General features: G+C 40.3%; 23 protein-coding genes and 1 tRNA gene. 8 read left to right on the top strand and 16 right to left on the bottom strand.

What is annotated here, in order from left to right; all coding sequences use genetic code 11:
• Positions 1-23: 23 nt before the first annotated feature.
• From B4A24_RS19430 to trmB, 3 genes are all read right to left on the bottom strand, one after another.
• A complete protein-coding gene (locus B4A24_RS19430; RefSeq protein ID WP_293946639.1) occupies positions 24-1,568 on the bottom strand; it encodes a SusD/RagB family nutrient-binding outer membrane lipoprotein in 1,545 nt (514 codons plus the stop codon).
• 11 nt (positions 1,569-1,579) lie between these two features.
• A complete protein-coding gene (locus B4A24_RS19425; protein ID WP_293946638.1) occupies positions 1,580-4,846 on the bottom strand; it encodes a SusC/RagA family TonB-linked outer membrane protein in 3,267 nt (1,088 codons plus the stop codon).
• 641 nt (positions 4,847-5,487) lie between these two features.
• Positions 5,488-6,144, bottom strand: a complete 657-nt coding sequence (gene trmB, locus B4A24_RS19420) for a tRNA (guanosine(46)-N7)-methyltransferase TrmB (RefSeq protein ID WP_293946637.1) — start codon at positions 6,142-6,144, stop codon at positions 5,488-5,490.
• A gap of 200 nt (positions 6,145-6,344) precedes the next feature.
• Between trmB and fcl the strand changes: the two genes are divergently transcribed.
• Complete coding sequence (fcl, locus tag B4A24_RS19415) at positions 6,345-7,283, top strand: GDP-L-fucose synthase (protein ID WP_293946636.1); 939 nt, start codon at positions 6,345-6,347, stop codon at positions 7,281-7,283.
• Here fcl and B4A24_RS19410 read toward each other — a convergent pair.
• The 3 genes from B4A24_RS19410 to B4A24_RS19400 form a co-directional block, all read right to left on the bottom strand.
• Positions 7,280-7,783 (bottom strand): hypothetical protein, encoded by a 504-nt coding sequence (locus B4A24_RS19410; protein WP_288812812.1) that lies wholly within the window; start codon positions 7,781-7,783, stop codon positions 7,280-7,282. The genes fcl and B4A24_RS19410 overlap by 4 nt on opposite strands.
• Positions 7,776-8,189 carry a hypothetical protein gene (locus tag B4A24_RS19405; RefSeq protein ID WP_293946635.1) on the bottom strand — a complete coding sequence of 138 codons (414 nt, stop codon included), beginning with the start codon at positions 8,187-8,189 and terminating at the stop codon, positions 7,776-7,778. The genes B4A24_RS19410 and B4A24_RS19405 overlap by 8 nt, the downstream gene beginning before the upstream one ends.
• A 136-nt stretch (positions 8,190-8,325) precedes the next feature.
• Positions 8,326-8,595, bottom strand: coding sequence for a YtxH domain-containing protein (locus B4A24_RS19400; RefSeq protein ID WP_172396004.1), 270 nt, complete (start codon positions 8,593-8,595; stop codon positions 8,326-8,328).
• 238 nt (positions 8,596-8,833) lie between these two features.
• Between B4A24_RS19400 and B4A24_RS19395 the strand changes: the two genes are divergently transcribed.
• Positions 8,834-10,378, top strand: coding sequence for a YifB family Mg chelatase-like AAA ATPase (locus B4A24_RS19395; protein ID WP_293946634.1), 1,545 nt, complete (start codon positions 8,834-8,836; stop codon positions 10,376-10,378).
• Here B4A24_RS19395 and B4A24_RS19390 read toward each other — a convergent pair.
• Genes B4A24_RS19390 through rsfS form a run of 4 tightly spaced genes read right to left on the bottom strand, consistent with a single transcriptional unit; the run spans position 10,375 to position 14,211 of the window.
• Positions 10,375-10,998 (bottom strand): rhomboid family intramembrane serine protease, encoded by a 624-nt coding sequence (locus tag B4A24_RS19390; RefSeq protein WP_172396002.1) that lies wholly within the window; start codon positions 10,996-10,998, stop codon positions 10,375-10,377. The genes B4A24_RS19395 and B4A24_RS19390 overlap by 4 nt on opposite strands.
• A 2-nt stretch (positions 10,999-11,000) precedes the next feature.
• The gene (locus B4A24_RS19385) at positions 11,001-11,648 is read right to left on the bottom strand and encodes a LutC/YkgG family protein (RefSeq protein ID WP_293946633.1); all 648 of its coding nucleotides are present in this window, start codon (positions 11,646-11,648) and stop codon (positions 11,001-11,003) included.
• Between the two features lie 57 nt (positions 11,649-11,705).
• Positions 11,706-13,787 (bottom strand): ATP-dependent zinc metalloprotease FtsH, encoded by a 2,082-nt coding sequence (gene ftsH / locus B4A24_RS19380; RefSeq protein ID WP_293946632.1) that lies wholly within the window; start codon positions 13,785-13,787, stop codon positions 11,706-11,708.
• A gap of 49 nt (positions 13,788-13,836) precedes the next feature.
• On the bottom strand, positions 13,837-14,211 hold the full coding sequence (gene rsfS / locus B4A24_RS19375; protein ID WP_077437259.1) for a ribosome silencing factor: 375 nt from the start codon (positions 14,209-14,211) through the stop codon (positions 13,837-13,839).
• Between the two features lie 47 nt (positions 14,212-14,258).
• On the opposite strand from rsfS, the gene B4A24_RS19370 reads away from it, so the two are divergent.
• From B4A24_RS19370 to pfkA, 4 genes are all read left to right on the top strand, one after another.
• Complete coding sequence (locus B4A24_RS19370; protein WP_293946631.1) at positions 14,259-15,029, top strand: biotin--[acetyl-CoA-carboxylase] ligase; 771 nt, start codon at positions 14,259-14,261, stop codon at positions 15,027-15,029.
• Between the two features lie 123 nt (positions 15,030-15,152).
• Complete coding sequence (locus tag B4A24_RS19365) at positions 15,153-15,602, top strand: protein-disulfide reductase DsbD N-terminal domain-containing protein (protein WP_288812824.1); 450 nt, start codon at positions 15,153-15,155, stop codon at positions 15,600-15,602.
• Between the two features lie 86 nt (positions 15,603-15,688).
• A complete protein-coding gene (locus tag B4A24_RS19360) occupies positions 15,689-17,395 on the top strand; it encodes a protein-disulfide reductase DsbD family protein (RefSeq protein ID WP_293946630.1) in 1,707 nt (568 codons plus the stop codon).
• A gap of 193 nt (positions 17,396-17,588) precedes the next feature.
• Positions 17,589-18,563, top strand: coding sequence for a 6-phosphofructokinase (gene pfkA, locus B4A24_RS19355; RefSeq protein ID WP_293946629.1), 975 nt, complete (start codon positions 17,589-17,591; stop codon positions 18,561-18,563).
• A gap of 121 nt (positions 18,564-18,684) precedes the next feature.
• On the opposite strand, the gene B4A24_RS19350 is transcribed toward pfkA, so the two are convergent.
• The 5 genes from B4A24_RS19350 to B4A24_RS19330 form a co-directional block, all read right to left on the bottom strand.
• Positions 18,685-19,131, bottom strand: coding sequence for a hypothetical protein (locus B4A24_RS19350; RefSeq protein WP_293946628.1), 447 nt, complete (start codon positions 19,129-19,131; stop codon positions 18,685-18,687).
• 313 nt (positions 19,132-19,444) lie between these two features.
• Positions 19,445-20,584, bottom strand: a complete 1,140-nt coding sequence (locus B4A24_RS19345) for a TlpA disulfide reductase family protein (protein WP_293946627.1) — start codon at positions 20,582-20,584, stop codon at positions 19,445-19,447.
• A 74-nt stretch (positions 20,585-20,658) separates the two neighbouring features.
• Complete coding sequence (locus B4A24_RS19340) at positions 20,659-21,414, bottom strand: TPM domain-containing protein (protein ID WP_409456481.1); 756 nt, start codon at positions 21,412-21,414, stop codon at positions 20,659-20,661.
• Positions 21,415-21,469: 55 nt separating this feature from the next.
• On the bottom strand, positions 21,470-21,898 hold the full coding sequence (locus tag B4A24_RS19335) for a TPM domain-containing protein (RefSeq protein WP_312400058.1): 429 nt from the start codon (positions 21,896-21,898) through the stop codon (positions 21,470-21,472).
• Positions 21,899-22,051: 153 nt separating this feature from the next.
• A complete protein-coding gene (locus tag B4A24_RS19330) occupies positions 22,052-22,630 on the bottom strand; it encodes a LemA family protein (protein WP_108635100.1) in 579 nt (192 codons plus the stop codon).
• A gap of 167 nt (positions 22,631-22,797) precedes the next feature.
• Here B4A24_RS19330 and B4A24_RS19325 point away from each other — a divergent pair, with 167 nt between their 5' ends.
• Both B4A24_RS19325 and B4A24_RS19320 read left to right on the top strand, forming a co-directional pair.
• A complete protein-coding gene (locus B4A24_RS19325; RefSeq protein ID WP_293946626.1) occupies positions 22,798-24,342 on the top strand; it encodes an NAD(P)/FAD-dependent oxidoreductase in 1,545 nt (514 codons plus the stop codon).
• Between the two features lie 59 nt (positions 24,343-24,401).
• Positions 24,402-24,474: transfer RNA gene (locus B4A24_RS19320), tRNA-Gly, on the top strand.
• A 47-nt stretch (positions 24,475-24,521) separates the two neighbouring features.
• Here B4A24_RS19320 and B4A24_RS19315 read toward each other — a convergent pair.
• The gene (locus tag B4A24_RS19315) at positions 24,522-25,751 is read right to left on the bottom strand and encodes an MFS transporter (protein ID WP_293946625.1); all 1,230 of its coding nucleotides are present in this window, start codon (positions 25,749-25,751) and stop codon (positions 24,522-24,524) included.
• Positions 25,752-25,778: the final 27 nt, after the last annotated feature.

The raw sequence follows: 25,778 nt of genomic DNA, 5'->3' as shown, positions 1-25,778 counted from the left end.
ACTCATTAAAATTATGAAATCCCTTATGGTTTTTGCCACCAAACTTTTGTATTAATCGCGTCTCCACCTTGCGATTGAACAGCTAACTTATAATTCGTTGGATTTGCTGACTGGACATAAATTGGATAATTTAATCTGGCAGGCATCTCGCCATTATTTTTCAATCCTGTCCCTTTCGGTAATTTAGGGTAACCTGTTCTTCTAAATTCAAACCATTGTTGACAATCCACAAATAGTAAAGCATAATACTTTTGTAGATGTATCATCTCCATCTTTTTTTCAAAAGAGTCACTGTCATCCCAATTGATATCGCCATTATTTAAATAGTCTTCGATAGACTCTGTATAGGTAGGAAGCCAAGTTGTGATTCCTTTCATAACCCCATCTTTGTAAAGGTTCCCCGGTTTATCAGTATAGAAACCTTTTAATGCCAATTCTGCCTTAATAAACTGCAATTCAGCACAATTCATGATCATTCCAGTCAATGGTTCATTCATCATTGTTCTCACCGCGATATTATTTACTGTTTGGTCATAAGAATAGAAGTAGGATTGCTTCTCCCAACCTTCACCGGGAGCATATCCACTTGGAACACCGACGAAATTACCGCTTACAGGTGCTACTCCCAAACGGTTAACACCATTTGAACCATAGGTAGGGATATTTATCCGGGGATCATTCCATGCCACCAAATTATCAATAAAGAAACTCCCTAAAGAGGGGGTTCTAAAATCCTGCGCGCGCACATCCATGAATGGAGAAACAAATGGAATTGTCCCAGTCCATCTCAGCACAGCTGAATCGTCATTACTTGCCATAATTGGATAAGTGGATACATTATCAACCAAAATTTCGGAAATTTTAGCTTTCACAAAGCTAGCTACTTCGGCATCCTGTTTGCCCGAAATTCTTAGTAATAGTCGTAAAAATAACGAGTTACCAAATTTTCGCCATTTACTGATATTACCAGCATATATGGGATCATATTCCCCCTTGATTGCAGTATTTTTAGCCAAAAGTGTATTAGCCGTATCAAGCTGCCTAAAAAGATCCATGTAGATATCCTTTTGTGCATCAAACTTCGGCTCGAGAATATCATCACTCTGTCCCCTTAATGCTTCGCTATAAGGAATATCACCATAAGTATCTGTCAATATTGAAAATACCCAGGTCTTCATAATCAATGCAATCCCCCGATAGGACGCATTATCATTCATTCCACCATCCGCCAACTTATAAATTTCATTAATATTATTCAGTTCGGGATACAAAGAATTCCAAGGCCCATCCGCTACAGTATTTCTAATATCATAACGGAAGATGCGATATTCCCCATCGCCAATATTCACTGTCACCTGCATCAATTCATTATTAAATGATCGATTTCGTGACATATTTGATGCGACAGCATCCCGAAAGGCAGCCTGCATAAACTGATAGGGATAAGCATTTGTGCTATTATTAGGATTGGTATTAATTTCCTGAAAGTTTTTATCACAAGACTGCAACATGACCGTTAAAGAAAGAAAAAGACAACCTAATCCAAGAAGTTTTATAGATGATTTCATAATGACTTTTACTAAAAACCGACAATTAAATTAACACCATACGTGCGCGTAGAAGGAAACTGAGCAATTTCAAATCCTTTGACAATATCTGATCCTGACAATGTACCAAATTCAGGGTCAAAGTTTGGCCAATTAGACCAAATCACAAGATTTCTCCCATAGACCCCAACAGATGCTTTTTGCAGTTTTAAACGATTGACAAAAGCTTTGGAAAAAGAGTAATCAAATCGGGCTTCTCTAAATTTGATAAAATTGGTTGAGAAGGTACTGCCCTCGGCGTTATCTTGTCCATAGTGAGAACGATAATATTCATCAATATCTGTTGCGATGACATCATTTTTTCGATAAGTTCCATCTGCATTTTGAACAACACCATTTCCTATAATCCCACTATAACGTCCGGGCAATGTATTTTTTGTTTTTCCTTGCTCCGCTAATTTGTAATGGGTCAAAGAATGGGAAACTCCACCAAATTGGGCATCAAACAACAAGTTCAACCGGAAACCTTTATATCTAAATTCATGTCCTAAGCTGGCTTTTCCTTTCGGAATAGTATTCCCCAGGTATACAACTTCATCAGTCAACAATGCTACACCTGTATTCGCATCATAAACGATTTGTCCATCTGGAGATCGTTTATATCCGATTCCATACAAATCTCCCATGGATCCACCCACTCTCGCAACTAACTGACCACCAGCAACAGGACCAGTTTGTAAGATCATAGTCGAATCACCTAATTCAGTGATTTTATTCTGATTCATGGAAAATGTTGCAAAAACCTTCCAGCTGAAACCATCTTTAATTTTGATTGGCATTCCATCCATTGCAAGTTCAATCCCTTTATTCCGTACCTCTCCTGCATTCACCATCTTGTATCGCGCTCCTGTCGCCGCATCAACTACGCGCTGTAGTTGTTGGTTAGATGTATTACTTTGATAAACTGCCAGATCGAAACCAAAACGATCTCTAAACATGCGAACTTCAGTTCCAAATTCGATCGATCGAGTTCGTAAAGGTTGCAAATAAGGATTTACAATAACCGAAGGAATCTGAAGTCCTCCCGGATACTGTGGTCCTGAAGTTTCATAGGAAGCATCAATCATGTAAGGCCTATTGCCACCATTTCCAACACCAGATATAGAACCCCTGAGTTTTGCATAGTTAATAACGCGAGGCAATTTCCACACTTCAGAAGCAATAAAACTAGCGTTTAGGGAAGGATAAGTAAAATAAGTCCTTTTATCTGGAGCAAGAGCCGAAGCCAAAGTACTCGCCCAATCTATTCGGTAGGTACCATCTACATATAGAAAATTTTTGTATGCTGCGGTGAACAAGCCATAAAAACCATTTCTTTGTTCATGACTTTTATTAGGTAAACTGAGTATCTGCCCTTTCGCATTTGCCATTGTATAAACCCCGGGGTAGGTCAACGAATCCGCGCGCATCTCATCTCTATTGTAGCGATTATCATTTGTGCTACCACCCACTGTTGCGGAAACCTTCCAATCCTTATTGACTTCTTTATCATATTTCAATAAGAAATCTAAAGTCGTTTCATGTGAAAAAATTGACTGTGTACGATAACTACCGAAAGGCATTTTAGCACCAGCATCATAAGGTCGCTTTTGTTCGCGATTTTCATAGGCCATATCCATTGAACTACGCAACATTAAATTCCAATTTTTGTTAAACTGATAGCTTGCTTGGACGTTTCCTGTTATTCCGTTCCTATTCATCCCATTGATGAATTCCCTTGATATAGCGAAGGGATTTTCAGGGTAAGAAGAAAACGGATATTTAATTTTTTGCCCTTCCGACCCTTGTACCCAATAATCCCTTAACCAATTCATATCCGCATTGGGTTGCCAGAAAATAAACCAATACATCAAAGATTGATTGCCATATCCTGCTCCTGGTAGATTGTCAGACCATTTATTGGTATAGTTCACTTTTGCATTGATCTGTAATTTATCACTCACCTTGGAGTTTACCGATAACGCTACAGTATTTCTTTTGTATCCCGTATTTGGAACAATCCAAGTATTATTGACATTTGTCGCCGAAAATCTCGCGGAGGTCTTCTCTGTACCACCATCAATGCTTACTGAATTGGTAAATGTTTTTCCAACGTCAAAGAAAGTCTTCAAATTATCATATGGACGCCAAAGAGTCCGCTCCGTACCAACTTTTTGGGTAACTGGATCATATTGATAAAAATACTGGCCATCGAATTTTGGACCATAAGCCGAACTTGTTCCAGACGTACTAGCTCCGTCCCCTGTTGTTCCATAAGAGTAATAGTTTGACCCTGCTAATCCCTGTCCATATTCATATTGCAAGTCAGGCATGCGGTTGATTGCTTCCAGTGAAGTATTTGAATTCACCGTAACCCCAATCCCTTTTTTACCTTTCGCCCCAGATTTGGTGGTAATCATAATCGCGCCATTTGCGCCACGTTGGCCATATAATGCAGCCGCACTCGCTCCCTTCAATACCGTTACATTCTCTATATCTTCAGGATTGATATCGTCGATACCTGAGCCATAATCAGCAGGCATATTATCGGATCCAGTGCCATAAGTGCTCTCGCCCTGGTTAGCCGTTCTACGACCGCTACCATCATTTACGACAACACCATCAACTACAATTAGTGCCCCTTTATCTCCATTTAGATCCGCTTCGCCTCTCAATATAATCTTGGTCGAACCAGTAGGACCTGCATTTGAACGCATCAGATTCAAGCCTGCTACTTTTCCTGACAATGCATCGCTCCAGTTATTTGAAAGCGCATCTGTCAATTGCTCGCCTTTAACAACTGTCGCACTATATCCCAATTCCCGTTCTTGTCTTTTAATCCCCAGCGCGGTCACAACAACCTCTTCAAGCGCTTCAGATGTTGGGTTTAACGCAATTTGTAGATTGTTTTGTGTCGCTTCGAATGTCTTTGTTTGAGCTTCGTAACCAATCAATTGAAAACGTATTTTTCCACCTACCTCAACATCCACCTCAAAATTACCATTCCGATCCGTCGTACCTCTTGCCATTCCTCCTGACAGAATAGAAACTGAAGCGAGTGGCTCCTGCGTCTTGCTATCTACAACTTTTCCTTTAATTTTAATCTTCCCCTGATTAGAATTATGCATGATGCTGTAACTACTGCCTAATGGCACAGCTGCTACAGTTACATCCAGATTGCAAGCAACGATCAACGCTGCAAATAGCACTTTCGAGGATGAGTGCCTTAGATTAATTTGGATAGGGTTAATACTAAACATAGATATTAGTGTAAATTGTTAATTTTCAATTTGGGACAAAAGTATATTCTTAACAAAAAGTTTGTCTTAACTTAATGTTTTCTTTTTGTTAAGAATTGTTTCGAATATCATTTCCTTTAAGAAACATTTTTCCCGATTTACATCTTATAAAAATGCTGAAGAATCCATTTAGACAGGAATTTCACGCATTAGGTCTAAAAAGCACTTACTTTATTTTGGTTATCTATTATTATAGAATCGAAAATAATTAATATTCTATAAAAAAACGAAATAAATCGAAATTATTTAAAACAACACATTGACACAAAAACAAACAATAACTTTGATGAACATAAAGAAGAGAAATGGATATTAATGGCATATTCAACTATTTGATACATTATTAACACGACATCTGACATCCATTCCCGAGTTCAAATACTGACTTACTTATACCTACTATTCATACTCCATTAATATTTGAGTAAGCTTCAAACCCGTTTACAGTACTTTAACAATACGCTGGAATTAAAAATCACCCCCCTCTATGGGAAACAATGGACAAACTATATAAGCTTTGATTGGGTTAATTGAAGAAACCTGAGTTATTAAAAAAGCCCAAACTTTCGTTTGGGCTTTCTATTATAATTAAAACTTTGATATTAGCGTTTTTCAAAGCTCCATTTTACGTAGTTGATATTCTTATCGTCCGCCAGATACTTTTTCTCATAGTATGTCTTGATCGATAAAACATCATCAACCAAATCCGAGTGATAAAGATCCGTTGTCTCTTTATATTTCTTCAGGTTTTGCAGCTCTATTTGCTCCAGGGTATACGCATAGAAGCCATCATTATCTGTCTTCAGATTCATCATACCTTCCGGCTTCATGACAATCTTATAACGATCTAAAAATTTAGGACCTGTCAAGCGTTTCTTTTCGCGACTGTCCTGCGGCTGTGGATCCGGAAAGGTAATCCAAATTTCATCAATTTCATTTTCAGCAAAGTGCTCAAGAAGGGTCTCAATCTGTATCCGTAAAAATGCGACATTTTTGATACCATCTTCCAATGCAGTTTTTGCGCCGCGCCAAATACGGTTGCCCTTAAAATCAATACCAATAAAGTTCTTCTCTGGAAACAAGCGCGCCAAGCTCACCGTATATTCCCCTTTGCCACAGGCAAGTTCCAAAACAACCGGGTTCGTGTTTCCAAATTGCTTCTCAGCCCAATTTCCTTTATATTCCTTGCCGGCATCGAGCTGGATGACATTCTCAAAAGTCGCTACTTCGGCAAATTTACGTAGTTTATCCTTTCCCATTTTTTAATTAATATCCCGCAAAAATAACCTTATATTCCCGCTAAAAAAAATAAATCTTGATGGCGGGGAATAGACAGACAACTGCGGAACAATCATGTGTGCCATTTAATCAAAGGCGGTCGATAAAGTGCCTTATGTGGGTGAATTATATTGCATATAAAGGGCAATTTATCTAAGTTTGCAGGAATCAATAACTTATCGTGGAAAAAGACGCTAAAATTTACGTAGCAGGCCATCGAGGAATGGTCGGATCGGCAATACATCGCAAATTAATAGAACTAGGATACAATAACATCGTGACCCGTACTTCTCAGGAACTAGATCTGCGCAATCAACAGGCAGTTGCTGATTTTTTCAACGAAGAGAAACCTGATTATGTCTTCCTGGCAGCAGCTAAAGTCGGTGGAATAATGGCAAACAACACCTATCGGGCGGATTTTATCTACGAGAATATGGCGATACAGAATAATGTGATTAAATCTTCCTACGACAATGAGGTCAGGAAACTGATGTTCTTGGGGTCAAGCTGCATTTATCCCAAAATGGCGCCACAGCCTTTAAACGAAGACTTATTGTTGACTGGCACATTGGAACCTACGAATGAACCCTATGCCATCGCTAAAATTGCCGGTATTAAAATGACTGAAGCTTTCCGCGATCAATACGGCTGTAATTTCATATCAGTCATGCCAACCAATCTGTACGGCATTAACGATAATTATCATCCGCAAAACTCGCATGTCTTACCAGCTTTGATCAGAAGATTTCACGAGGCAAAAGTCAATAACTTAGATAATGTTGTGATATGGGGTACCGGGACCCCGCTGAGGGAATTTCTTTTCTCGGACGACTTGGCTGATGCCTGCGTATTTTTGATGAATAACTATGACGAAAAACAATTTGTCAATATCGGTATAGGCGAAGATCTCAGTATAAAGGATCTCGCAGAACTCATCAAAGAAGTTATAGGATATGAAGGAAACATCTCTTTTGACAGCAGTAAACCTGATGGAACGCCACGGAAACTAATGGATGTATCCAAATTACATGCCCTAGGCTGGAAACATAAAATCAATCTCCGCGAAGGAATTAAATTAGCCTACGCTGATTTCCTGAAAAAAGAAGGAGCTAATTCCTAATAGGTCTCACTATAGGAGGGAATACCATATTCATTGACCTCGTCTTTTATGGTAGCCTCACCTTCAATTTGTGAACCTTTCTTTTTCTTCTTTTTAGGTCGGATAAAATTGGTGAGTTTGCCAATCAAGCCACTGATTTTATCCTGATTGATCTGCCCAACAGCACGTTCAGATAACAACAACATAAGCGCTTTTTTCAGCATACCCGAGTTTTTCAAAAACAGCTTGTTCATCACAAAAGGAACACCTATGCGCAGAGTTTTCGTCAGCCAATCTGAATCTGGGTTGTTGCTCTTCGCAAACAGTTGTTGAATCATATTTACGCCTGGGATATTATTCTTTAATGAATTGAAAAATCGAACCGGAGCTTCAATTTTATTGTTAAGCAAAGTAAATTGTGTTTTTAAGTAAGCCTCTTGTTCATTTTTGAGCACCTTCAAACGAGCAATTTCCATCTTAAGCTCCTGTAAATTACGTATTTTAGTCTGCTTGTTATTCATTTGTAGTCCCTTCTCTATCAAATTGTTCTTTTTTCAATTCTTCCTCTTCTTCGATCTCGTCGTTCCATTTAGCCAAAAAGCGGCGAATAGAAAGATCCATAAATTTCGATTCCAACGCAGGTTCAAAAATCCGGATTACTATAATAATCACTATAAAAATACCTGCTGTTGCCAAGAATCCCAACGAATAACTTCCCAACAATTCACCTAGCCAAAAGCCCAATGCCAGACATAAGAAAAAGACGACGAACAAAGTAAGTATCAATTTGGTTGCATCCACCACCAAACTGGCAATAAGGCGTGATGAGCGCTCAATTGTCTTCAGTTTAACAAGCTTAAACTGGGAATCTACGTACTCTTTTGTTTTCTGGAAAGTACCACTAAGTGAAAATTTTTCTTCTTCCATGCATCTTAATTTTATTTAGGCTATCTCAAAAGTCCTATACGAATCTCAATTTCTTTGTATTATTAATATTCAGCCTTTTGAAATAGCCTAATATTCTATGTATCTCCACAAATTGCTCTTAAGAACAGTTTGTCTTTTATGCATGCTCGATGATATCATCATCTACAATTTCCTCGGCTTGGTTTAATTTACCTTTCAAGGTGGAGACAATTTTTTCTTTAAAATCATTCAATTGATCGAATTGTTCTTCAGCTCTCTCACGAATAGCATCACTCAAATCGCTTAATGAATCATTGATCTTATCTCTTGTATCTGATCCTTTGTCCGGAGCAAATAAAACTCCTAAAGCTGCACCTGCAGCAAGACCTGCCAACAACGCCAAAGCTACTTTACTTGTGTCATTCATTTCTTTTTCGTTTTAAAGTTCTAATTCTATTATTCGATGAATCTAGTCTTCGATAATAATACAATTTGTAAAGCAAATCGTTTGCCAAATAACGCAATTATCTATTATTTACCAGAATCCATATAATTACAATATAATCATTTTTCAACAATTCGCTATCGAATTACAATAATTCCTCAAAGCGTAATCATTTTTAATTTTATATTTAGTATCTTTAAATCAACCGATTATAAAATTCATGCTGAACAAAACTTATTGTAGCGCCGTCTATGGTATTGAGGCGTGCACCATAACAGTTGAGGTCGTTGTCTCTACTGGACTCCATTATTATATCGTCGGACTTCCTGACAATGCTGTCAAAGAAAGCCTAAGACGTGTTGAAAGTGCCATTACTTCCTGTCAACTTCACATGCCAAGACAAAAAATTGTGGTCAACATGGCACCAGCTGACATCAGAAAAGAAGGCTCTAGTTATGATCTATCGATCGCCATTGGCATACTGGCTTCCTCAGGACAGCTCAGCAATGTGTTATTGGAACATTACCTTATCCTGGGCGAATTGTCCTTAGACGGCAGCATTAAACCTATTAGAGGAGCCTTATCTATTGCCTTACAAGCACTCAATGATGGCTTTAAAGGAATTATACTTCCTCAGCAGAATGCATTGGAAGCCGCTATTGTCAGCGGAATTGATGTGATTGCTGTCGAAAATCTTACGGAAGTAGTACAGTTCCTCAATAACTCAAAAAGCATTGTTCCAACCAAAGTGGATATATCATCTTCCTTCAATGTGGGGACAAATAAGTATGAGGTAGACTTCTCGGATGTTCGTGGACAGGAAAATATCAAGAGGGCCTTGGAAATAGCCGCTGCCGGAGGACATAATGTCATTCTTATAGGTCCTCCAGGAGCAGGAAAGACTATGTTGGCAAAAAGGTTACCAACCATTCTACCACCACTCAGTATGACCGAATCCTTGGAAACAACCAAAATTCATTCGGTTTCAGGAAATCTCAAAGCCAAAGACGCATTATTAACTATACGACCATTCCGCGCGCCCCATCATACTATCTCTGATGTAGCAATGGTAGGAGGCGGTTCTAATCCGCAACCCGGCGAAATTTCACTTTCGCATCATGGAGTTTTATTTTTGGATGAACTCCCCGAATTCAAACGAAGTGTCCTTGAGGTCATGCGACAACCGCTCGAATCCCGGAATATCACTATTTCTCGGGCAAAATTAACCATAGACTATCCCGCAAGTTTTATGCTAATTGCAGCAATGAACCCATGCCCCTGTGGATATTTTAATCATCCCGAGAAGGAATGTATCTGTGGCAGTAACACCGTCCAACGCTATTTAAGTAAAATATCAGGACCTTTATTGGATCGGATCGACCTGCATGTAGAAGTCACGCCTGTTCAGTTCGACGAACTGAGTACTTCTCAACCCTGTGAAAATAGCCTGACTGTTCGCAATCGTGTCGTCCAGACAAGACAAATTCAAAAAAAACGGTTCGAATCTTATCCTGAAGTCCATTGCAATGCACATATGAGCACCAAGTTAACAAGAGACATCTGTCACGTTGGCGAATCTCAAAAGAAACTGCTTAAAACAGCTATCGATCGTCTAAATCTTTCGGCAAGGGCTTATGATCGAATATTAAAGGTTGCGCGTACTATCGCCGACATGGAAAATAGCCCCACGATTGAAAACCACCATCTCGCTGAAGCAATCCAATACAGGAATTTGGACCGGGAAACCTGGGGTGGAAAATTTTAAAACTGCGCTAAGCAATGTTTTATGACCCAGGGGAAGCAGATAATCGTCAGGATCAACCCTGATAATGCACCATAGAAATGTGCATCATGGTTAATTCCGTCTTGCGCTTTTTTGGAAGCCCAGATACAATACCCCAAAAACAGGAAGGCAAATAAATAGGCGGGCATTGGAATGATCATCATCACACCGATAGTCATCTTTGGATTAAAGAGGATGTAACTGAATAAAACGGCACAGATCGCTCCCGAAGCGCCCAAACTATAATAACCATAATTATTTTTCTGCTGAATAATGGTTGGAATGTCACTCAGCAGCAGACTGCCTAAATAAATAACAGCAAAGAGAAGATGTCCATAGATGCTTGCCTGTGCTAACATCTGCTCCAACCCAAACGCAAAATAATAGAAAGTGATCATATTGAACAGGAGGTGCCCCCAGTCCTTATGAATAAAACCACTTGTCAGTATGGTATACAAGCGTTGCTTACGGGCGATGCTATAAGGATGCAACATCAACTTGCCATAAAGCTGCTCATGAGAAAAAGTATAAATACTTGTGACAAGTGTAAAAAAGAAAATGACGCTCGCTACGGGCGTTTGTTGTAAGTAATGAGTCAGCATAGTTAGAAACGGTCCTCTAAAAGTAAAACGTATAGCTCTTTGGGGCCATGAGCGCCCAATACCAGCCTCTTCTCAATATCTGCTGTCCGCGAAGGTCCTGTGATGGTTGAGATCATTGTTGGAATCTCCTCCCCGTAACGCTTTTGCATATAAGCCAAGGAATCTTTCAGATCCCAAACCAATTGAGAAGCTTTAGCTATAACGATGTGAATCGGCGGATAGATACTCAGACGACGTCCAGAAGCATTCGCATTGCTCACCATGATACTGCCATTGCGCGCGATCAATGCTTCACATGAGGTAATGCTCGCATTGGCCGATTCGAAGTCTTTCTCTGTTTTGAAAAAAGGGAAGCCATAGGGACTCAATAGGTTTTGTATCCCCTGTTCCCAGGCATAGATATTTTTTATATTATTGACCTCTGTCAATGTAATCAAATTCTCGATGAGGCCAATTTCGCCATCACAATAAAGAAATTTGCCGCCTGCGGCAGTGAACTCACGAACAAAAACAAGATCCACCAATTCATCCTCTTGTTTGTAAAGAGGTGTTTCTTTGAAATTAGGATGTGGATTGTCATTTTTTTGAAGCAATGCCTGACGTATACGTTTTAACATTACCTCCTTCGCTGTTGCGTTCTTCACGTTCATGGCTCAATAGCACTATAAATACAGCGCTAGAAGAGCTCTAGCGCTGCAAAATCTAAATTAGTTTAAACTACCTGATTGATTATCCAATCGTTGTTCATCTTTTGAAGTAGCTTCTTCTGGATGAACATCCAATGGCAAATCAGTTTGCGGAACACCGCCACCATCGGCACCGTTAACAAACTCATCGTAAGTAGTCTTGGTATCGAAAGGACGTTTACCTAATATTTCTTCAAGATCCGATTGGAAAAGAATTTCCTTTTCTAACAGTTTCTCTGCAATCTTAATCAAGCCTTCACGTTTGTCCAATAAAAGTTGCTTTGTCCGTGCGTAAACGTCTGTGATCAGATTACGAACTTCAGCATCAATCAGCTCTGCCGTTTTGTCAGAATATGGTTTTTGGAAAGACGCTTCCGAACTGTCGCGGAAAGACACATTGCCAACTTTATCATTCATACCGTAAATGGCAATCATGGCATAGGAAAGTTGTGTAATACGCTCCAAGTCATTCTGGGCGCCTGTTGAGATTCTTCCGAAAGTAATATCCTCCGCAACACGCCCTCCCATCGTCATACACAAACTATCAACCAGCTGTTCGGTTGTATATAAGAACTGCTCTCGTGGAAGATACTGTGCATATCCTAACGCAGCTACTCCACGCGGAACAATAGATACTTTTACCAAGGGATCGGCATGTTCTAAAAACCAACCCGCAATGGCGTGTCCCGCCTCGTGATAAGCAACAATACGTTTCTCCTCGGGAGATATGATTTTATTCTTTTTCTCAAGACCACCAATCACACGATCTACAGCATCTTGAAAATCCTGCATATCTATCTCAGATTTGTTTTTACGTGCAGCAATCAACGCAGCTTCGTTACACACATTGGCGATCTCTGCTCCCGCAAAACCTGGCGTCTGTGCTGATAATTTTTTGGCATCTACCTCTGCAGATAATTTCAATGGTTTTAAATGCACTTTAAAAATATGCTCACGACCTATCAGATCTGGTTTATCAATTGAAATCTGACGGTCGAAACGTCCCGGACGCAATAAAGCTGTATCCAATACATCGATACGGTTTGTAGCGGCTAGAATAATAACGCCGGAGTCTGTACCAAAACCGTCCATTTCTACCAGTAGCTGGTTCAATGTATTTTCACGTTCATCGTTACCGCCCATCATGGAGTTTTTACCGCGGGCGCGGCCGATTGCATCAATCTCATCAATAAAGATAATACAAGGGGCTTTCTCTTTGGCTTGTTTGAACAAATCACGCACACGTGAGGCACCGACACCCACAAACATCTCAACGAAGTCCGAACCCGATAACGAGAAGAAAGGTACTTGAGCTTCTCCTGCAACAGCTTTTGCCAATAAGGTTTTACCTGTACCCGGAGGACCTACAAGCAATGCTCCTTTCGGAATTTTACCCCCTAGATTCGTGTATTTACGTGGATTTTTTAAGAAATCTACGATTTCCATTACCTCTTGTTTTGCTTCTTCTAAGCCAGCAACATCGTTAAAGGTAATATTGATCTGTGATTCTTTGTCAAATAACTGTGCTTTGGATTTACCGATGTTAAAGATCGCGCCACCGCCGCCACCTGCTCCACCACCCATGCGGCGCATCAAGAAAATCCAGATTGCTGCCAATACCAATAATGGCAACATAAATGTCACAAACCAGCTTGCCCATGGATTGGAACGATCAGCATATTTCAGTTGTACCTTAGGTGTACCCGGAGCCAGCTCATCTTGTGATGCAGCTAACTTCTTCTCCAACACCTCTGCCGAAGCATCTTTAAAGATATATTGGGGGCCTGTTTCTTCCTGACCGGCAAGACTTGGAATTGGATCACTGTTCTTGGCTACGTCTTTAAAACTGGGGTTGTCTTTCCAGCCCTTTTTTAGATAAACTTCCACCTCGACAAGATCATTTTTCTTATATGCTTCCAGACGCTCAACAGCTCCGGTTTTTAACATGCGTGTTTCAAAATCACTATAGCTAATTTCCTTAGCCGGGTTTTCTCCAAAAACATATTGCAAGGCAAAAAAACCTAAAAACATGGCAATCATAAGCCACACAAAATTGAATTTTGGCGGTTTCGGGCTTACCTTACTACTTGGGATTTTTTTCATTATATCGTAATTATATTTTCTGTATAAACTATTGTATTGAGGCTTTTATTTAGGCGCTTTGAAAATGCTGAATCTGTGCATCTCCCCACAAATCCTCAATGCCGTAATGTGCTCTCTTTTCGGTCTTAAAGATATGTACAACCACATCCACAAAATCCAAAATCAACCATTCTCCGTTTGATTGTCCTTCTTTATATTGGGGTTCTTGACCAAAAGCTTTATAGACTTCCTCCTCTACACTCTTTGCAATGGCATTAACCTGAATGTTTGAGTCGGCATGACAAATCACAAAATAATCAGAAACAGAACTGTGAAGATCTCTTAAATCCAAGCGAACAATCTCGTTTGCTTTCTTTTCCTGCATACCATGGACGATAATTTCTGATAGACGTTGCGACAATTCTGAACTTTTATTTTTACTCATTAAAAAATATGATAGTTTTGACTTAATATTTATTTAATACTTTCAGTTTGCAAAATAACAATATTTCGGGACTTATCATCGGTCAAAATACAATATATCTTGACAAAGTTGCCTCTACAAACGATTATTTAAAAGATTTATTGTCAAATTTCAAGCCACTCGCAGAGGGTACTGCCATTTTAGCAGAAGAACAATTTCGGGGAAAAGGACAGCGTGGAAGTACCTGGGTGAGCGAACCTGGAAAAAACCTGACGACATCAATTCTTTTAAAACCTCATTTTTTAGCAATTGAACAGCAGTTTGCGCTCTCAGCAACAGTAGCTATCGCTTTAGTAAAGTGGCTTAAAAGCAAAACTGAGCTACCCGTTACCGTTAAATGGCCTAATGACATTTATGTTGACAACAAAAAAATAGCAGGCATCCTGATTGAAAATAAGTTGAAGGGAAATAAAATTGAAGCTTCTATTGTCGGAATCGGCGTTAATATCAATCAAGTCAATTTTGACACAGCGTCAACAATTACCTCCTTATCTAATTTAACTAATAAAGCTGATTATGTCATAAAAGATTTGGCTGTCGAACTTTTTGCAAGTATCCAGAAGGAATATAATATACTCTTTACCCACTCTTGGCAACCCCAATTGAATTGTTATAACGAACTACTCTTTTGGAAAGACCAGGAAAAACCATTTTTGGTCGCAGGTGAGAAAAAGATGGGAATGATCAAGACTGTTGGGATCGATGGTCAACTGCAAGTACTTATCGACGACAAACTGCAGAAATTTAATATCAAAGAGATAAGCCATCTTATATCCTAATCTTTACACTAAATACAGATAAACCATTTGGGAATATGCTAAATTTGTAACGTGGTTAAATTAAACCTTTATCAGTTTTTGCTATCAAAGGTGTATAACAAACTGCAATAATTATTTAGGAAAATGAAAAAATTAGTATTGTTGATAACTGCTGTGATTTTTGCAGCTACTGGAGCCTTCGCCCAAATTCACAAACCTGTAAAATGGACTGTAGCCAGCAAAAAATTAAACAACAACGAAGCTGTTGTCTATGTCAAAGGAACAATCCAAAATGGTTGGCACATCTATTCCCAAAATGTGAAAGATGGCGGACCAATCCCAACTTCCTTCAATTTTGCTAAAGCCGCTGACTATGCGCTGGTAGGCAAAACTGCTGAGCCAAAACCAAAAGTAAAACACGAAGAAGTGTTCAAAATGGATGTTGGTTATTTTACAAATGAAGTGATCTTTCAACAAAAGGTGAAGTTGAATAAAGGTACTGCGACAGTGAAAGGCACAGTAGAATGGCAAGCTTGTGATGCATCACAATGTCTTCCTCCGGATGAATATGCTTTTGCTGTGACAATCAAATAGTAAAAATGATCATACACGGATAAAATAATAAGGCGATTCTCATCGCCTTTTTTTATTTTTGAAACTGACATCAGAAACAGATACGCATGTTAAAAAACACATTTATTCTACTTTTAATTGCTTTTTTCAGTCTTTCGCATACCTCGGCGACTTTTGCATTGCAACAAGATAGTTTGACAAGTACGGAAGGACTTCAATTTGAATCTTCACCTGATACCACACCAGTGGTAGAGGCCGTACCGGATGACCTGACTTTTTCAGACGCTCCGGATACCACGGTCAGCCAGGATAGCAGCAAATTGGATAAGGCAACAACAAATATCTCTTCCACTAACGCAGAAACCGGAAAGAAATCGCTTTGGAGTATTTTTATCGCTGGATTAATTGGCGGCTTTGCGGCGCTCCTCATGCCTTGTATATTCCCGATGCTACCTCTGACTGTTAGCTACTTTACAAAACAATCTGGCACCCGCGCAAGTGGCATCAGTAAAGCGCTACTCTATGGCCTCTTCATTATTGTGATATACGTCGCTTTAGGGATGATCATTACGATTGCATTCGGTTCTGACGCACTTAACGCACTATCGACGAATGGCATATTTAATTTCTTGTTTTTTCTATTGCTCGTGGTTTTTGCTGCTTCATTTTTTGGTGCTTTCGAAATCACCTTACCAAGCTCCTTTGTCAATAAAATGGATGCTAAATCAGATAAGGGCGGCCTTATCGGGCTCTTTTTTATGGCATTTAGTCTTTCGCTGGTTTCGTTCTCCTGTACAGGTCCAATTATTGGCACCCTACTCGTTGAAGCCGCTTCAAAGGGCGAACGTTTAGGTCCGGCGATCGGTATGCTGGGTTTTTCCATTGCCTTAGCAATCCCGTTTGGCTTATTTGCCATGTTCCCTTCATTGCTAAAGTCATTGCCAAAATCTGGCGGGTGGCTCAATTCAGTAAAGGTCGTTCTCGGATTTTTAGAACTCGCTTTAGCATTAAAATTTTTATCGAACGTAGATCTAGCTTATCACTGGAACTGGTTGGATCGTGAGGTATTTTTATCCTTGTGGATTGCCATATTTGGCCTGATGGGATTATACCTCATTGGTAAAATCAAGTTCTCGCATGATAGTGACCTTAAATTTCTGTCCGTACCACGGACGATACTTGCAATCGTCGTATTCTCTTTTGTCGTATACATGGTTCCCGGTCTATGGGGAGCACCACTGAAATCTATATCCGCTTTCTTACCGCCTTCTGCAACGCAGGACTTCGACCTCTCTGCTGGTATTGCAGGCGCTCCTGCCCACAGCGACGGCAAAGTAAAAAAATATGCGGAAATCTTCCATGAGCGCGGTACCCCGAAGGGATTTGATCCATATTACGATTATGATCAGGCTCTGGAAACCGCAAAAGAGTTGAATAAACCTGTATTGATAGACTTCACCGGCTGGAACTGTGTCAATTGCCGAAAAATGGAGGCAAATGTATGGACAGATCCCACTGTTGCGAAGCTATTAAAAGAGGAATTTGTTATGGCCGAACTCTTTGTTGATGATAAAACAGAGTTACCAGCGAATGAACAATTCGTTTCTAAATATAGTGGAAAGAAAATCAAAACGATCGGTAATAAAAACAGTGATTTTCAGGCATCGACTTTCAATAGCAATTCGCAGCCTCTATACGTGATTGTAGATGAAACGGGAACGGTATTGGTACCACAAACTGGCGCAAACTATAATATTGATCAATACAAAGCTTTTCTACAAAGTGGGATTGATGCTTTTAAAGCAAAACGATAAGCAGACTATCTAGTGGTTATCATCGCTTTTTATAATTCAAGGCTCTATTGTAAAGTTTACATGAAGTTTGATACTGATTTAGATTAATTGCACAGCAGAAGGCAATTAATTAATTGCTTTTAAGCGATTCGGAACTTTTAATAACGGAAATATAATTGTATATAAGCACAAAAATAGCTAAGTTTGAGTTCGTATGAGTAACATTAAAAAAATTGCTGTTTTGACATCTGGAGGGGATGCTCCAGGAATGAATGCGGGTATTCGTGCTGTTGTAAGAGCAGGTATCTATAACAATCTTGAGGTATTTGGTATACGCAGGGGCTATGATGGTTTGGTAAATGGTGAGATTTTCCCCATGGATGCAAAATCCGTGGCCAATATCATACAACGTGGCGGAACTATTCTAAAAACTGCGCGCAGCGAGGCATTCAAGACTGTCGAAGGACGTAAACAAGCTTATGATAACTTACGTAGCCATGAAATTGACGCGATGGTGGTCATTGGTGGTGACGGAACATTTACAGGTGCATCAAAATTCATTGACGAGTTTGACTTTCCAATTATCGGTCTACCAGGCACAATAGACAATGATCTAGCCGGAACTGATTTCACCATTGGCTATGATACAGCAATAAACACCGTTATTCAAGCGGTAGATAAAATCCGTGATACTGCAGAGTCTCACGATCGTGTTTTTATTATTGAGGTTATGGGACGTGATTCTGGCTTGATTGCCATCCGTTCTGGTATAAGTACAGGTGCTGAAGCTGTATTGGTTCCCGAGTTTGAGGTGGATTACGATGCTATCATGAAAAGGCTGGATAAAAGCCGGAAAAATAAATCTTCACGCATCATCATCGTTGCCGAAGGGGACAAAGAAGGTGGAATGGTCGTTTCGGAAAAAATAAAAGAAAATTTCCCCCATTATGATGTAAGGCTTTCTATTTTAGGCCACATCCAACGCGGTGGAAGCCCAACATGTATGGACCGTGTATTGGCCAGTAGACTTGGCGTTGCTGCAGTAGAAGCGCTTGTTGCGGGCCGTAGAGGTGAAATGGCCGGATTAATCTGTAGCGAAGTTAGATTCACTCCTTTTAAGAGCGCAATTAAACATAACGTAAAACTGAACGAAGATCTACTTCGAATCATTGAGATACTTTCCTTATAAGGAGTTCTTTTACAAGACTAATATATAAAAAACACGCATGAAATGAATTTCATGCGTGTTTTTTATATCCTAAATTAAACAATACCACTATCTGACCAGCTTTTACATTCGTTTAAAATTGCTATTTCAGTAGCTTATTGAGATATTCCTCATTTACAGCTGGCAATTGAATCGTCTGTCCAGTTTTCGCCATTGAATCTGCGAAATGGTTGGTATTTTGGATCGCCTGCTCGTAGGCTTTGATAACTTGGTCGGAAATGTATAAAGACTTTGGATCTCTGATATCTACCTTATACTGGTTATCCTTTAGGCTTACATGATGATAGAAACGATAAGCTGCAGCCTTCAGTAACCCCAGCTCCTGCTGTGACAACTCATCGATTCGCGCATTTGGTGGTAATGTCACATCTATATATTCCTTACCCTTTGCCAAAGCCTCGATGGAATGATCCAGGGGAATTGCACTAAGCGCCTCCAGGTTTACCACTGGTACACCATTTTCTTTTTTGGAATTACAGGCAAAAGCTAAAATACCTAAAGCAATCACCAGTATCAGTTTTTTTCTCATTTTTTGGGTTTTACACGCAGTTTATTATTAATAAACGCTATAGTCTATATGCCTTGCACTAAAGCAAATAATGCTTTTTGCAATCCATTAATAAATGTTTCTCTTGATATTATATACATCAGCCTAAAGAAGCTCATGCTTTTATAAAACCAATTCTTTGCCATACGAACCAATTATGCGCTTAGAAAAGCCATCTCCGCAAACAAAGATCGAGAAGCAGTACAGCTTTCACAAAAAACACCTATTTAAAATCCATCAACAAAGATAAGATTTTAAATAGGTGTTCTATATTAATCTAAGAAACTGAAAGAGCCTATTTTAATAGCTCCGCCAATTTAGCTTCCAAAGCCTCTCCTCTTAAATTAGAAGCGACAATTTTACCAGAAGGATCAATTAAGAAGTTCTGTGGAATTCCACGTACTTCATACAATTTCACAGGAGCCGATTTCCAACCCTGCAAATCAGACACATGTGGCCATTGTTGCAAATTATCATCATGAATCGCTTTTAACCAAGCATCCTTTTTACCTGGGTTGTCCAAGGAAACACCAAACACAGTAAAGCCTTTATCTTTAAATTTATTGAATGCGGCAACAACGTTCGGATTTTCGTGACGACAAGGTCCACACCAGCTCGCCCAGAAATCCAACAAGACATATTTGCCTCGCAATGAAGATAGAGACATGTTATTGCCTGTCGTATCCGGTAACGTAAAATCTGGTGCCACAGAACCTACAGCAACAGCTTTTAGTTTTTGGATACGCTCAGCCAACTCTTTTCCTTTCTCAGAATTTTTTAATTCCGGAGACAATTTTTCAAACGAAGACACATATTCATTCACGTTTTCCCCACTTACATTTTCAGCAAGCAGATCTAATGTATACCAGCTTTTTGGATTTTTGTTGATAAATTCAGCATCAGCCTTTTCCATCTTTTCAGAAATCTCGCCAGCTTGTTTTTGCAGACCTTCAATAAACTTCGGATCCTGTTTCTGTGCATCAGAAGCCGCATAATATTGTTGATTTAAGCCTTCAAATTGATCTACATAAGGTTTTACAAAAGCTTTGTATTGCGTAAAGTCATCATTGATCGCCGTACCTGTTATTACAGCATCTTTAAATCCTTTGGATGCATCTACGTTGATCACGCCTTTTGACAGATACAACTGAGCCGTTTCAGGTTGCTTTTGTGCACCCCGGAGTTCCCCAAAGGAAAGCCCTTCTGCAGAATAAATCATCACACCTTTAGTTGGTGATGCTACCTGACCGTTGAATTTAAACTCACCTTTGACCACAGCAGCTGAATCTAGCTGACGGGTACCATTATTGGCGTACTGCATAAATACTTTAGCCTTATCAGAAGCTGCATTCACTTTTCCTGTCACTGTATAGCTTTCTTGTGCCATCAATAAGGCTGGTAAAAAGCTTAAACCCATCAATATTCCCTTCTTCATAATTGTATACTTCCCATAAATGTAAAAGATTTCCGTTGCATTGACACGCTATTTAACATTATTTAGCAAAGTTGTTACCATCGTCCCGAAGCACCGCCACCACCGAAATCGCCGCCTCCAAATCCGCCAAACCCACCGCCGGATCCACCTCCAAATCCACCGCCGCCACCTCGGTTGCCTCCCCCGAGACCGTTAAGCAAAGTCCACCAAAAAATATCTGAAGAGCCACGACCATTCATCACGCGCCCGCCTCCTTTTCCACCGCCACCGCGATTTGAAAATAGCACAACTAGAAATATCACGACAATAATGACAAATATGATGGATCCCGATCCACCGCCGCTAGGCTGTTTGGGATCAGCTTTATATTCCCCTTTTGCATAGGAAATAAGAGAATTTGTAGCCTTGTCAACCCCACTATAATAATCGCCCTGACGAAATGCTGGTTTGATATCATTCTCAATAATACGATAGGCAATCGCATCGGGCACTGCTCCTTCAATCCCATAGCCGGTCTGAATGGTAACAGCCCGGTCGCCCAATGCCGCCAATAATAAAATACCATTATTGTACTTTTTATTACCAACACCCCACTTCTTCGCCAGACGGACAGCATAATCTGAGATATCATAACCTCCAGTAGAGTTCATCATGACCACAGCAATCTGTGTAGAAGTAGAATCTTCAAATGCCAACAGCTTTTGCTCCAATTGCTGTTTTTGACCGGCCGTCAATGTATTTGTATAATCATTGACAAGTTTATTGGGTGTCTCTGGAAAATCCTGTCCTATTGCAGTCATGAAGGCCAGCGCCCACAGCACCATTACCATGACTGGAATCCGAACCCGAGAAAATAATTTCGACATAAGTTTTATTTTTTATTGACTAGCGATCACCAAAAACAATATCATTTGGAAGTTCATTGATATCATCATGTTCTCTGGGAAAGAATTTCGCTAATTGTTTGCCCGCATGTTCAATTCCCTTCACCAGTCCCTCTACAATTTTATCCACACGGAATTCTTCGACCATAAGATCTTTGGTACAATTCCAAAAGTCGCTTTCCACGCGTTGATTGATCCCTTTATCACCAATGATAGAAAATTTATGATCCTCCAATGCGATGTAAATAAGCACTCCATTCTTTAGCACGGTTTTATGCATGCCCAATTTGGAAAAATAGTACGTTGCACGATCGTGAACTTCATCGGGGCAATGATTTTCTATCACAACCCGGATTTCTCCCGATGTCTCGTTTTCTGCCATATTAATAGCATGAACGATTCTTTCTTGTTCTTCTGCATTTAAAGCCATAATATTTCGTCAATGATGTCTACATTCAAGATCAGTCTGTCCGACTCTCCCATGTAAACACGTCCTTGTAAAACAATCTGTATAAAAAATGGATGACGGGCTTATACGCAAGCCGCATCATCCATCATTTCGTCCATTTCTAACAAGATGTTATTAGAATGATACAGTCGGTGCCTTATCTGAGCCAGGGGCAGCTGTAAATGTTCCTTTGGCTTTAAACCCAAACATGCCCGCCATTAAATTATTTGGGAAGCTACGTACAGTCGTATTGAATTGCTGTACAGCTTCATTATAGGATCTACGTTCCGTTGAAATACGGTTTTCTGTCCCTTCCAATTGCGCTTGCAATTCCAAAAAGTTTTGATTTGCCTTTAAGTCCGGGTAGGCCTCTACCGAAGCCAACAGACGACTCAAAGAACCACTGAACTGATCTTGTACTTTTTGGAATTTAGCGATATTCTCCTCCGATAAATCATCTGCATTGATGGTAACCGAAGTTGCCTTAGCTCTTGCTTCAACGACCGCAGTTAATGTGCTTTCTTCGTGCTTAGCAGCACCCTTTACAGTGTTCACCAAGTTCGGAACCAAATCCGCACGACGTTGGTAAGCATTTTCAACCTGTGCCCATTTCCCTTTGACGTTCTCGTCCTGAGAAACCATCGTATTGTAACCACATGAGTTTAATGATACTAATGCAAATAAACCGCATAGGGCTACTAAAAATCTTTTCATTTTCATTGTTCAAAGAATTAAATACTATTCAAATTATACGTTTACACTATCAAAGCATATACCAAGCTCCTACTAAGATAAGAATATTTTTATTTCCAAATCGGCAAACAACCAATATTCCGTAACTTTGTGGCGGTTTTGGGATAAAAACCCAGCCCTTTTATCTTATGCAAAAAGAAATTGAGATTGCGATCCTTCCGGAGAAAATCGAAGATGAGCAATATATCCTACAGCAAGGCGCAAAAATGCTACGCCTGCAACCACAACAGCTCAAAGGTTATAAAATCCGTAAACGCTCCATTGACGCCCGTAGTAAACAAGTGGTTTACAGAGCACGGGTGATTTTTTATATCGACGAATTTCCCCTACCGGAGATTTATGAAAACCATTTTAAATCTGTGCAGTCGGGAAAACCCGTCATCATCATCGGTGCTGGCCCCGCAGGTTTATTCGCCGCGATCCGCTGTATTGAGCGTGGTCTCAAACCAATTGTCATTGAGAGAGGCAAAAAAGTACAGGACCGAAGACGCGATCTTGCGAAGCTAAACCGCGAGGGCACTGTGAACCCCGAATCCAACTACTGCTTTGGGGAAGGTGGTGCAGGAACCTATTCTGACGGCAAGCTTTATACCCGCTCCAATAAAAGAGGTGACGTTGACAAAGTCCTTAAGCTTTTTGTATCTCATGGAGCGACAACGGACATTTTAGTGAATGCCCGCCCCCACATCGGCACCAACAAACTCCCTCATATTATTGAAGCGATGCGGGAGAGTGTGATCGAATTTGGAGGTGAGTTTCTTTTCGATCAACGTGTAGATGATATATTGGAATCCTTTGGTCAGGTCCGTGGAGTAAAATTAGCCAGTGGAGAAGAAATCAAAGCCGATCATGTTATTGTAGCCACGGGCCACTCCGCGCGTGATATTTTCGAACTATTTCATCGCAATAATTGGTTGATTGAAGCAAAAGCTTTTGCGCTCGGTGTCCGCATCGAACATCCACAGGCTATTATTGATCAGGCTCAATACCATTGTCAGGTCAGAAGTGAACATTTGCCGCCAGCCTATTATAGTCTGGTCGAGCAAGTCAATGATCGCGGTGTCTTTTCATTTTGTATGTGTCCGGGTGGCGTTATTGCTCCCTGTGCAACTGACCATAACGAAATCGTCGTCAACGGCTGGTCTCCTTCTAAACGGAATAATCCACACGCCAATTCAGGTACCGTCATTCAGATCAACCTCGAAGATGTACCTAATGCGCTAAATGATCCCTTTGCTTTACTTGATTTTCAAAAACAGATCGAACGCCGAGCTTTCGAAGTTGGTGGAGGAAACCTTGTTGCACCTGCACAGCGCATGGTTGACTTTGTCGAAGGCCGAGTTTCCTTGGATCTACCGGAAAACTCTTATAAACCCGGAACCTCTTCGGCCGACTTGCGAGAGGTTTTACCAACTTTTGTACATGAAGCGCTTCGGGGTGCCCTCCCAATATTTGGTAAAAAGATGAAAGGCTATTATACGAACGAAGCTATTCTGGTCGGCGTAGAATCGAGGACATCTTCGCCTATACGTATACCGCGAAACAAAGAAAACCTGCAACACCCTCAGGTCAAAGGACTTTACCCTTGTGGGGAGGGCGCGGGCTATGCCGGCGGTATTATTTCGGCTGCAATAGACGGAATTAATTGTGTCGATGCAATTGATTTAAGCTAAGATTTTTTATTTTTTCTCTTGCAGAATAAGAAGAAATGCCTTACTTTTGTAGCATCAACGCGAAAGTAGCTCAGTTGGTAGAGCACAACCTTGCCAAGGTTGGGGTCGCGAGTTCGAATCTCGTCTTTCGCTCTAAACAAAAAACGCTTCCAAAATCTGGAAGCGTTTTTTGTTTAGAATTACTTTATTTTTCCTCCTACCCCTAAGCACATAATTGACCTGTTCAAAAAAGACAGCAATCCCACCAATACAACAATAACACCAGCAATAACAAACGCCGTTGCCACTCCGATCACGTCAGCGATAAAGCCTGTAAACAGGAGTCCTATCATACTTGGTAAAATGGCGATGCTAAAATAAAGCGAGAATACACGCCCCAACATTTCTGCCGGTACCTGCTCTTGGATAATGGTCATAAATGACGCGGAGAAAATAGACATTGAAACGCCCCCAAAACCCGTCATAATAACAAATGGAATAAACCATCCGGAGGGAAACAAACCCGAGATCGCAAATGTGATTCCCAGTACAATATGCATGCTGTTAACCAACGCTACTTTGGACATCGATACCTTTGCTAATCCCAAAAAGCTCCCACCGATCAGCATTCCTATCCCCCAAATAATCTCAATAATACTCATTTCCCATTTGCCACCACCGTAGTGGCCAATTGTCAACAAAGGAAACATGATCGCAACAGGCATAATACAGAAAGTCGCTACCATAGCATACAGGAACAACATTTTCAATCCTTTATTATGATAGATAGCGCTCATTCCTTGTTTAAGGTCATCCAAAACGGCAACAATCGAGGGTTTCACATCAGATCGTGAAAGATGTGGGATAGTTACAAAAAGTAAAGATATGATGGCTACCGCAGCTCCAATGACATCCAGATACAAGACACTCGAAATGGGGAAATAGCTAATAGACAAAGTGCCCAATGCAGGACCAGCAATACTACTTACTGACTGTAGCATTTGATTAATCCCCGATACACGCAATAACTTGTCCTCGGGAACGAGCAACGGCGCAATTGCTTGCATAGCCGGCGAATGAAATGCAGACCCGATCGAACGACAGGCCATCAATAGATAGATCAGAAACATGTTCGTACCATCACTTTTTAGCACGAAAGTCATCCCTAAGGTACAGAGGGCGATAAACCCATCAGCGAAAATCATGACTTTCTTTCTATCCCAACGATCTATATAGACACCGGCAAATGGTCCGATAATCGCCTGAGGTAACAAACCAGCAATAGCGGCAAAAGCCAATATCTCAGCAGACCTGTGCGTCAAACTCAACCAGATCATGATCGAAAAGTTGACCGCTGAACTGGACAGTAAAGAAATGAATTGCCCAATCCATATATAACTATAGGTACGAAACCAGTTATTTTTTTCCATCAAATTTTAAATAAAAAATACAACAGG

It is taken from the genome of Sphingobacterium sp. UBA7249, from assembly GCF_002472835.1.
GTDB lineage: Bacteria > Bacteroidota > Bacteroidia > Sphingobacteriales > Sphingobacteriaceae > Sphingobacterium > Sphingobacterium prati.
The sequence above is the reverse complement of the archived record's forward strand: the minus strand, read 5'-3'. Positions and strand labels throughout refer to the sequence as shown.

Coding starts and splice junctions, on each gene's coding strand:
- B4A24_RS19345 (WP_293946627.1), bottom strand. CDS start 20,584: ATGAAGAAGGGAATATTGATGGGTTTAAGCTTTTTACCAGCCTTATTG.
- B4A24_RS19385 (WP_293946633.1), bottom strand. CDS start 11,648: ATGAACGTGAAGAACGCAACAGCGAAGGAGGTAATGTTAAAACGTATA.
- B4A24_RS19390 (WP_172396002.1), bottom strand. CDS start 10,998: ATGCTGACTCATTACTTACAACAAACGCCCGTAGCGAGCGTCATTTTC.
- trmB (WP_293946637.1), bottom strand. CDS start 6,144: ATGGGAAAGGATAAACTACGTAAATTTGCCGAAGTAGCGACTTTTGAG.
- B4A24_RS19430 (WP_293946639.1), bottom strand. CDS start 1,568: ATGAAATCATCTATAAAACTTCTTGGATTAGGTTGTCTTTTTCTTTCT.
- B4A24_RS19325 (WP_293946626.1), top strand. CDS start 22,798: ATGCAAAAAGAAATTGAGATTGCGATCCTTCCGGAGAAAATCGAAGAT.
- B4A24_RS19340 (WP_409456481.1), bottom strand. CDS start 21,414: ATGGTAATGGTGCTGTGGGCGCTGGCCTTCATGACTGCAATAGGACAG.
- B4A24_RS19335 (WP_312400058.1), bottom strand. CDS start 21,898: ATGGCTTTAAATGCAGAAGAACAAGAAAGAATCGTTCATGCTATTAAT.
- pfkA (WP_293946629.1), top strand. CDS start 17,589: ATGAGTAACATTAAAAAAATTGCTGTTTTGACATCTGGAGGGGATGCT.
- ftsH (WP_293946632.1), bottom strand. CDS start 13,787: ATGAAAAAAATCCCAAGTAGTAAGGTAAGCCCGAAACCGCCAAAATTC.
- B4A24_RS19405 (WP_293946635.1), bottom strand. CDS start 8,189: ATGGAAGAAGAAAAATTTTCACTTAGTGGTACTTTCCAGAAAACAAAA.
- B4A24_RS19360 (WP_293946630.1), top strand. CDS start 15,689: ATGTTAAAAAACACATTTATTCTACTTTTAATTGCTTTTTTCAGTCTT.
- rsfS (WP_077437259.1), bottom strand. CDS start 14,211: ATGAGTAAAAATAAAAGTTCAGAATTGTCGCAACGTCTATCAGAAATT.
- B4A24_RS19425 (WP_293946638.1), bottom strand. CDS start 4,846: ATGTTTAGTATTAACCCTATCCAAATTAATCTAAGGCACTCATCCTCG.
- B4A24_RS19410 (WP_288812812.1), bottom strand. CDS start 7,783: ATGAATAACAAGCAGACTAAAATACGTAATTTACAGGAGCTTAAGATG.
- B4A24_RS19365 (WP_288812824.1), top strand. CDS start 15,153: ATGAAAAAATTAGTATTGTTGATAACTGCTGTGATTTTTGCAGCTACT.
- B4A24_RS19395 (WP_293946634.1), top strand. CDS start 8,834: ATGCTGAACAAAACTTATTGTAGCGCCGTCTATGGTATTGAGGCGTGC.
- B4A24_RS19330 (WP_108635100.1), bottom strand. CDS start 22,630: ATGAAAAGATTTTTAGTAGCCCTATGCGGTTTATTTGCATTAGTATCA.
- B4A24_RS19350 (WP_293946628.1), bottom strand. CDS start 19,131: ATGAGAAAAAAACTGATACTGGTGATTGCTTTAGGTATTTTAGCTTTT.
- B4A24_RS19400 (WP_172396004.1), bottom strand. CDS start 8,595: ATGAATGACACAAGTAAAGTAGCTTTGGCGTTGTTGGCAGGTCTTGCT.
- B4A24_RS19315 (WP_293946625.1), bottom strand. CDS start 25,751: ATGGAAAAAAATAACTGGTTTCGTACCTATAGTTATATATGGATTGGG.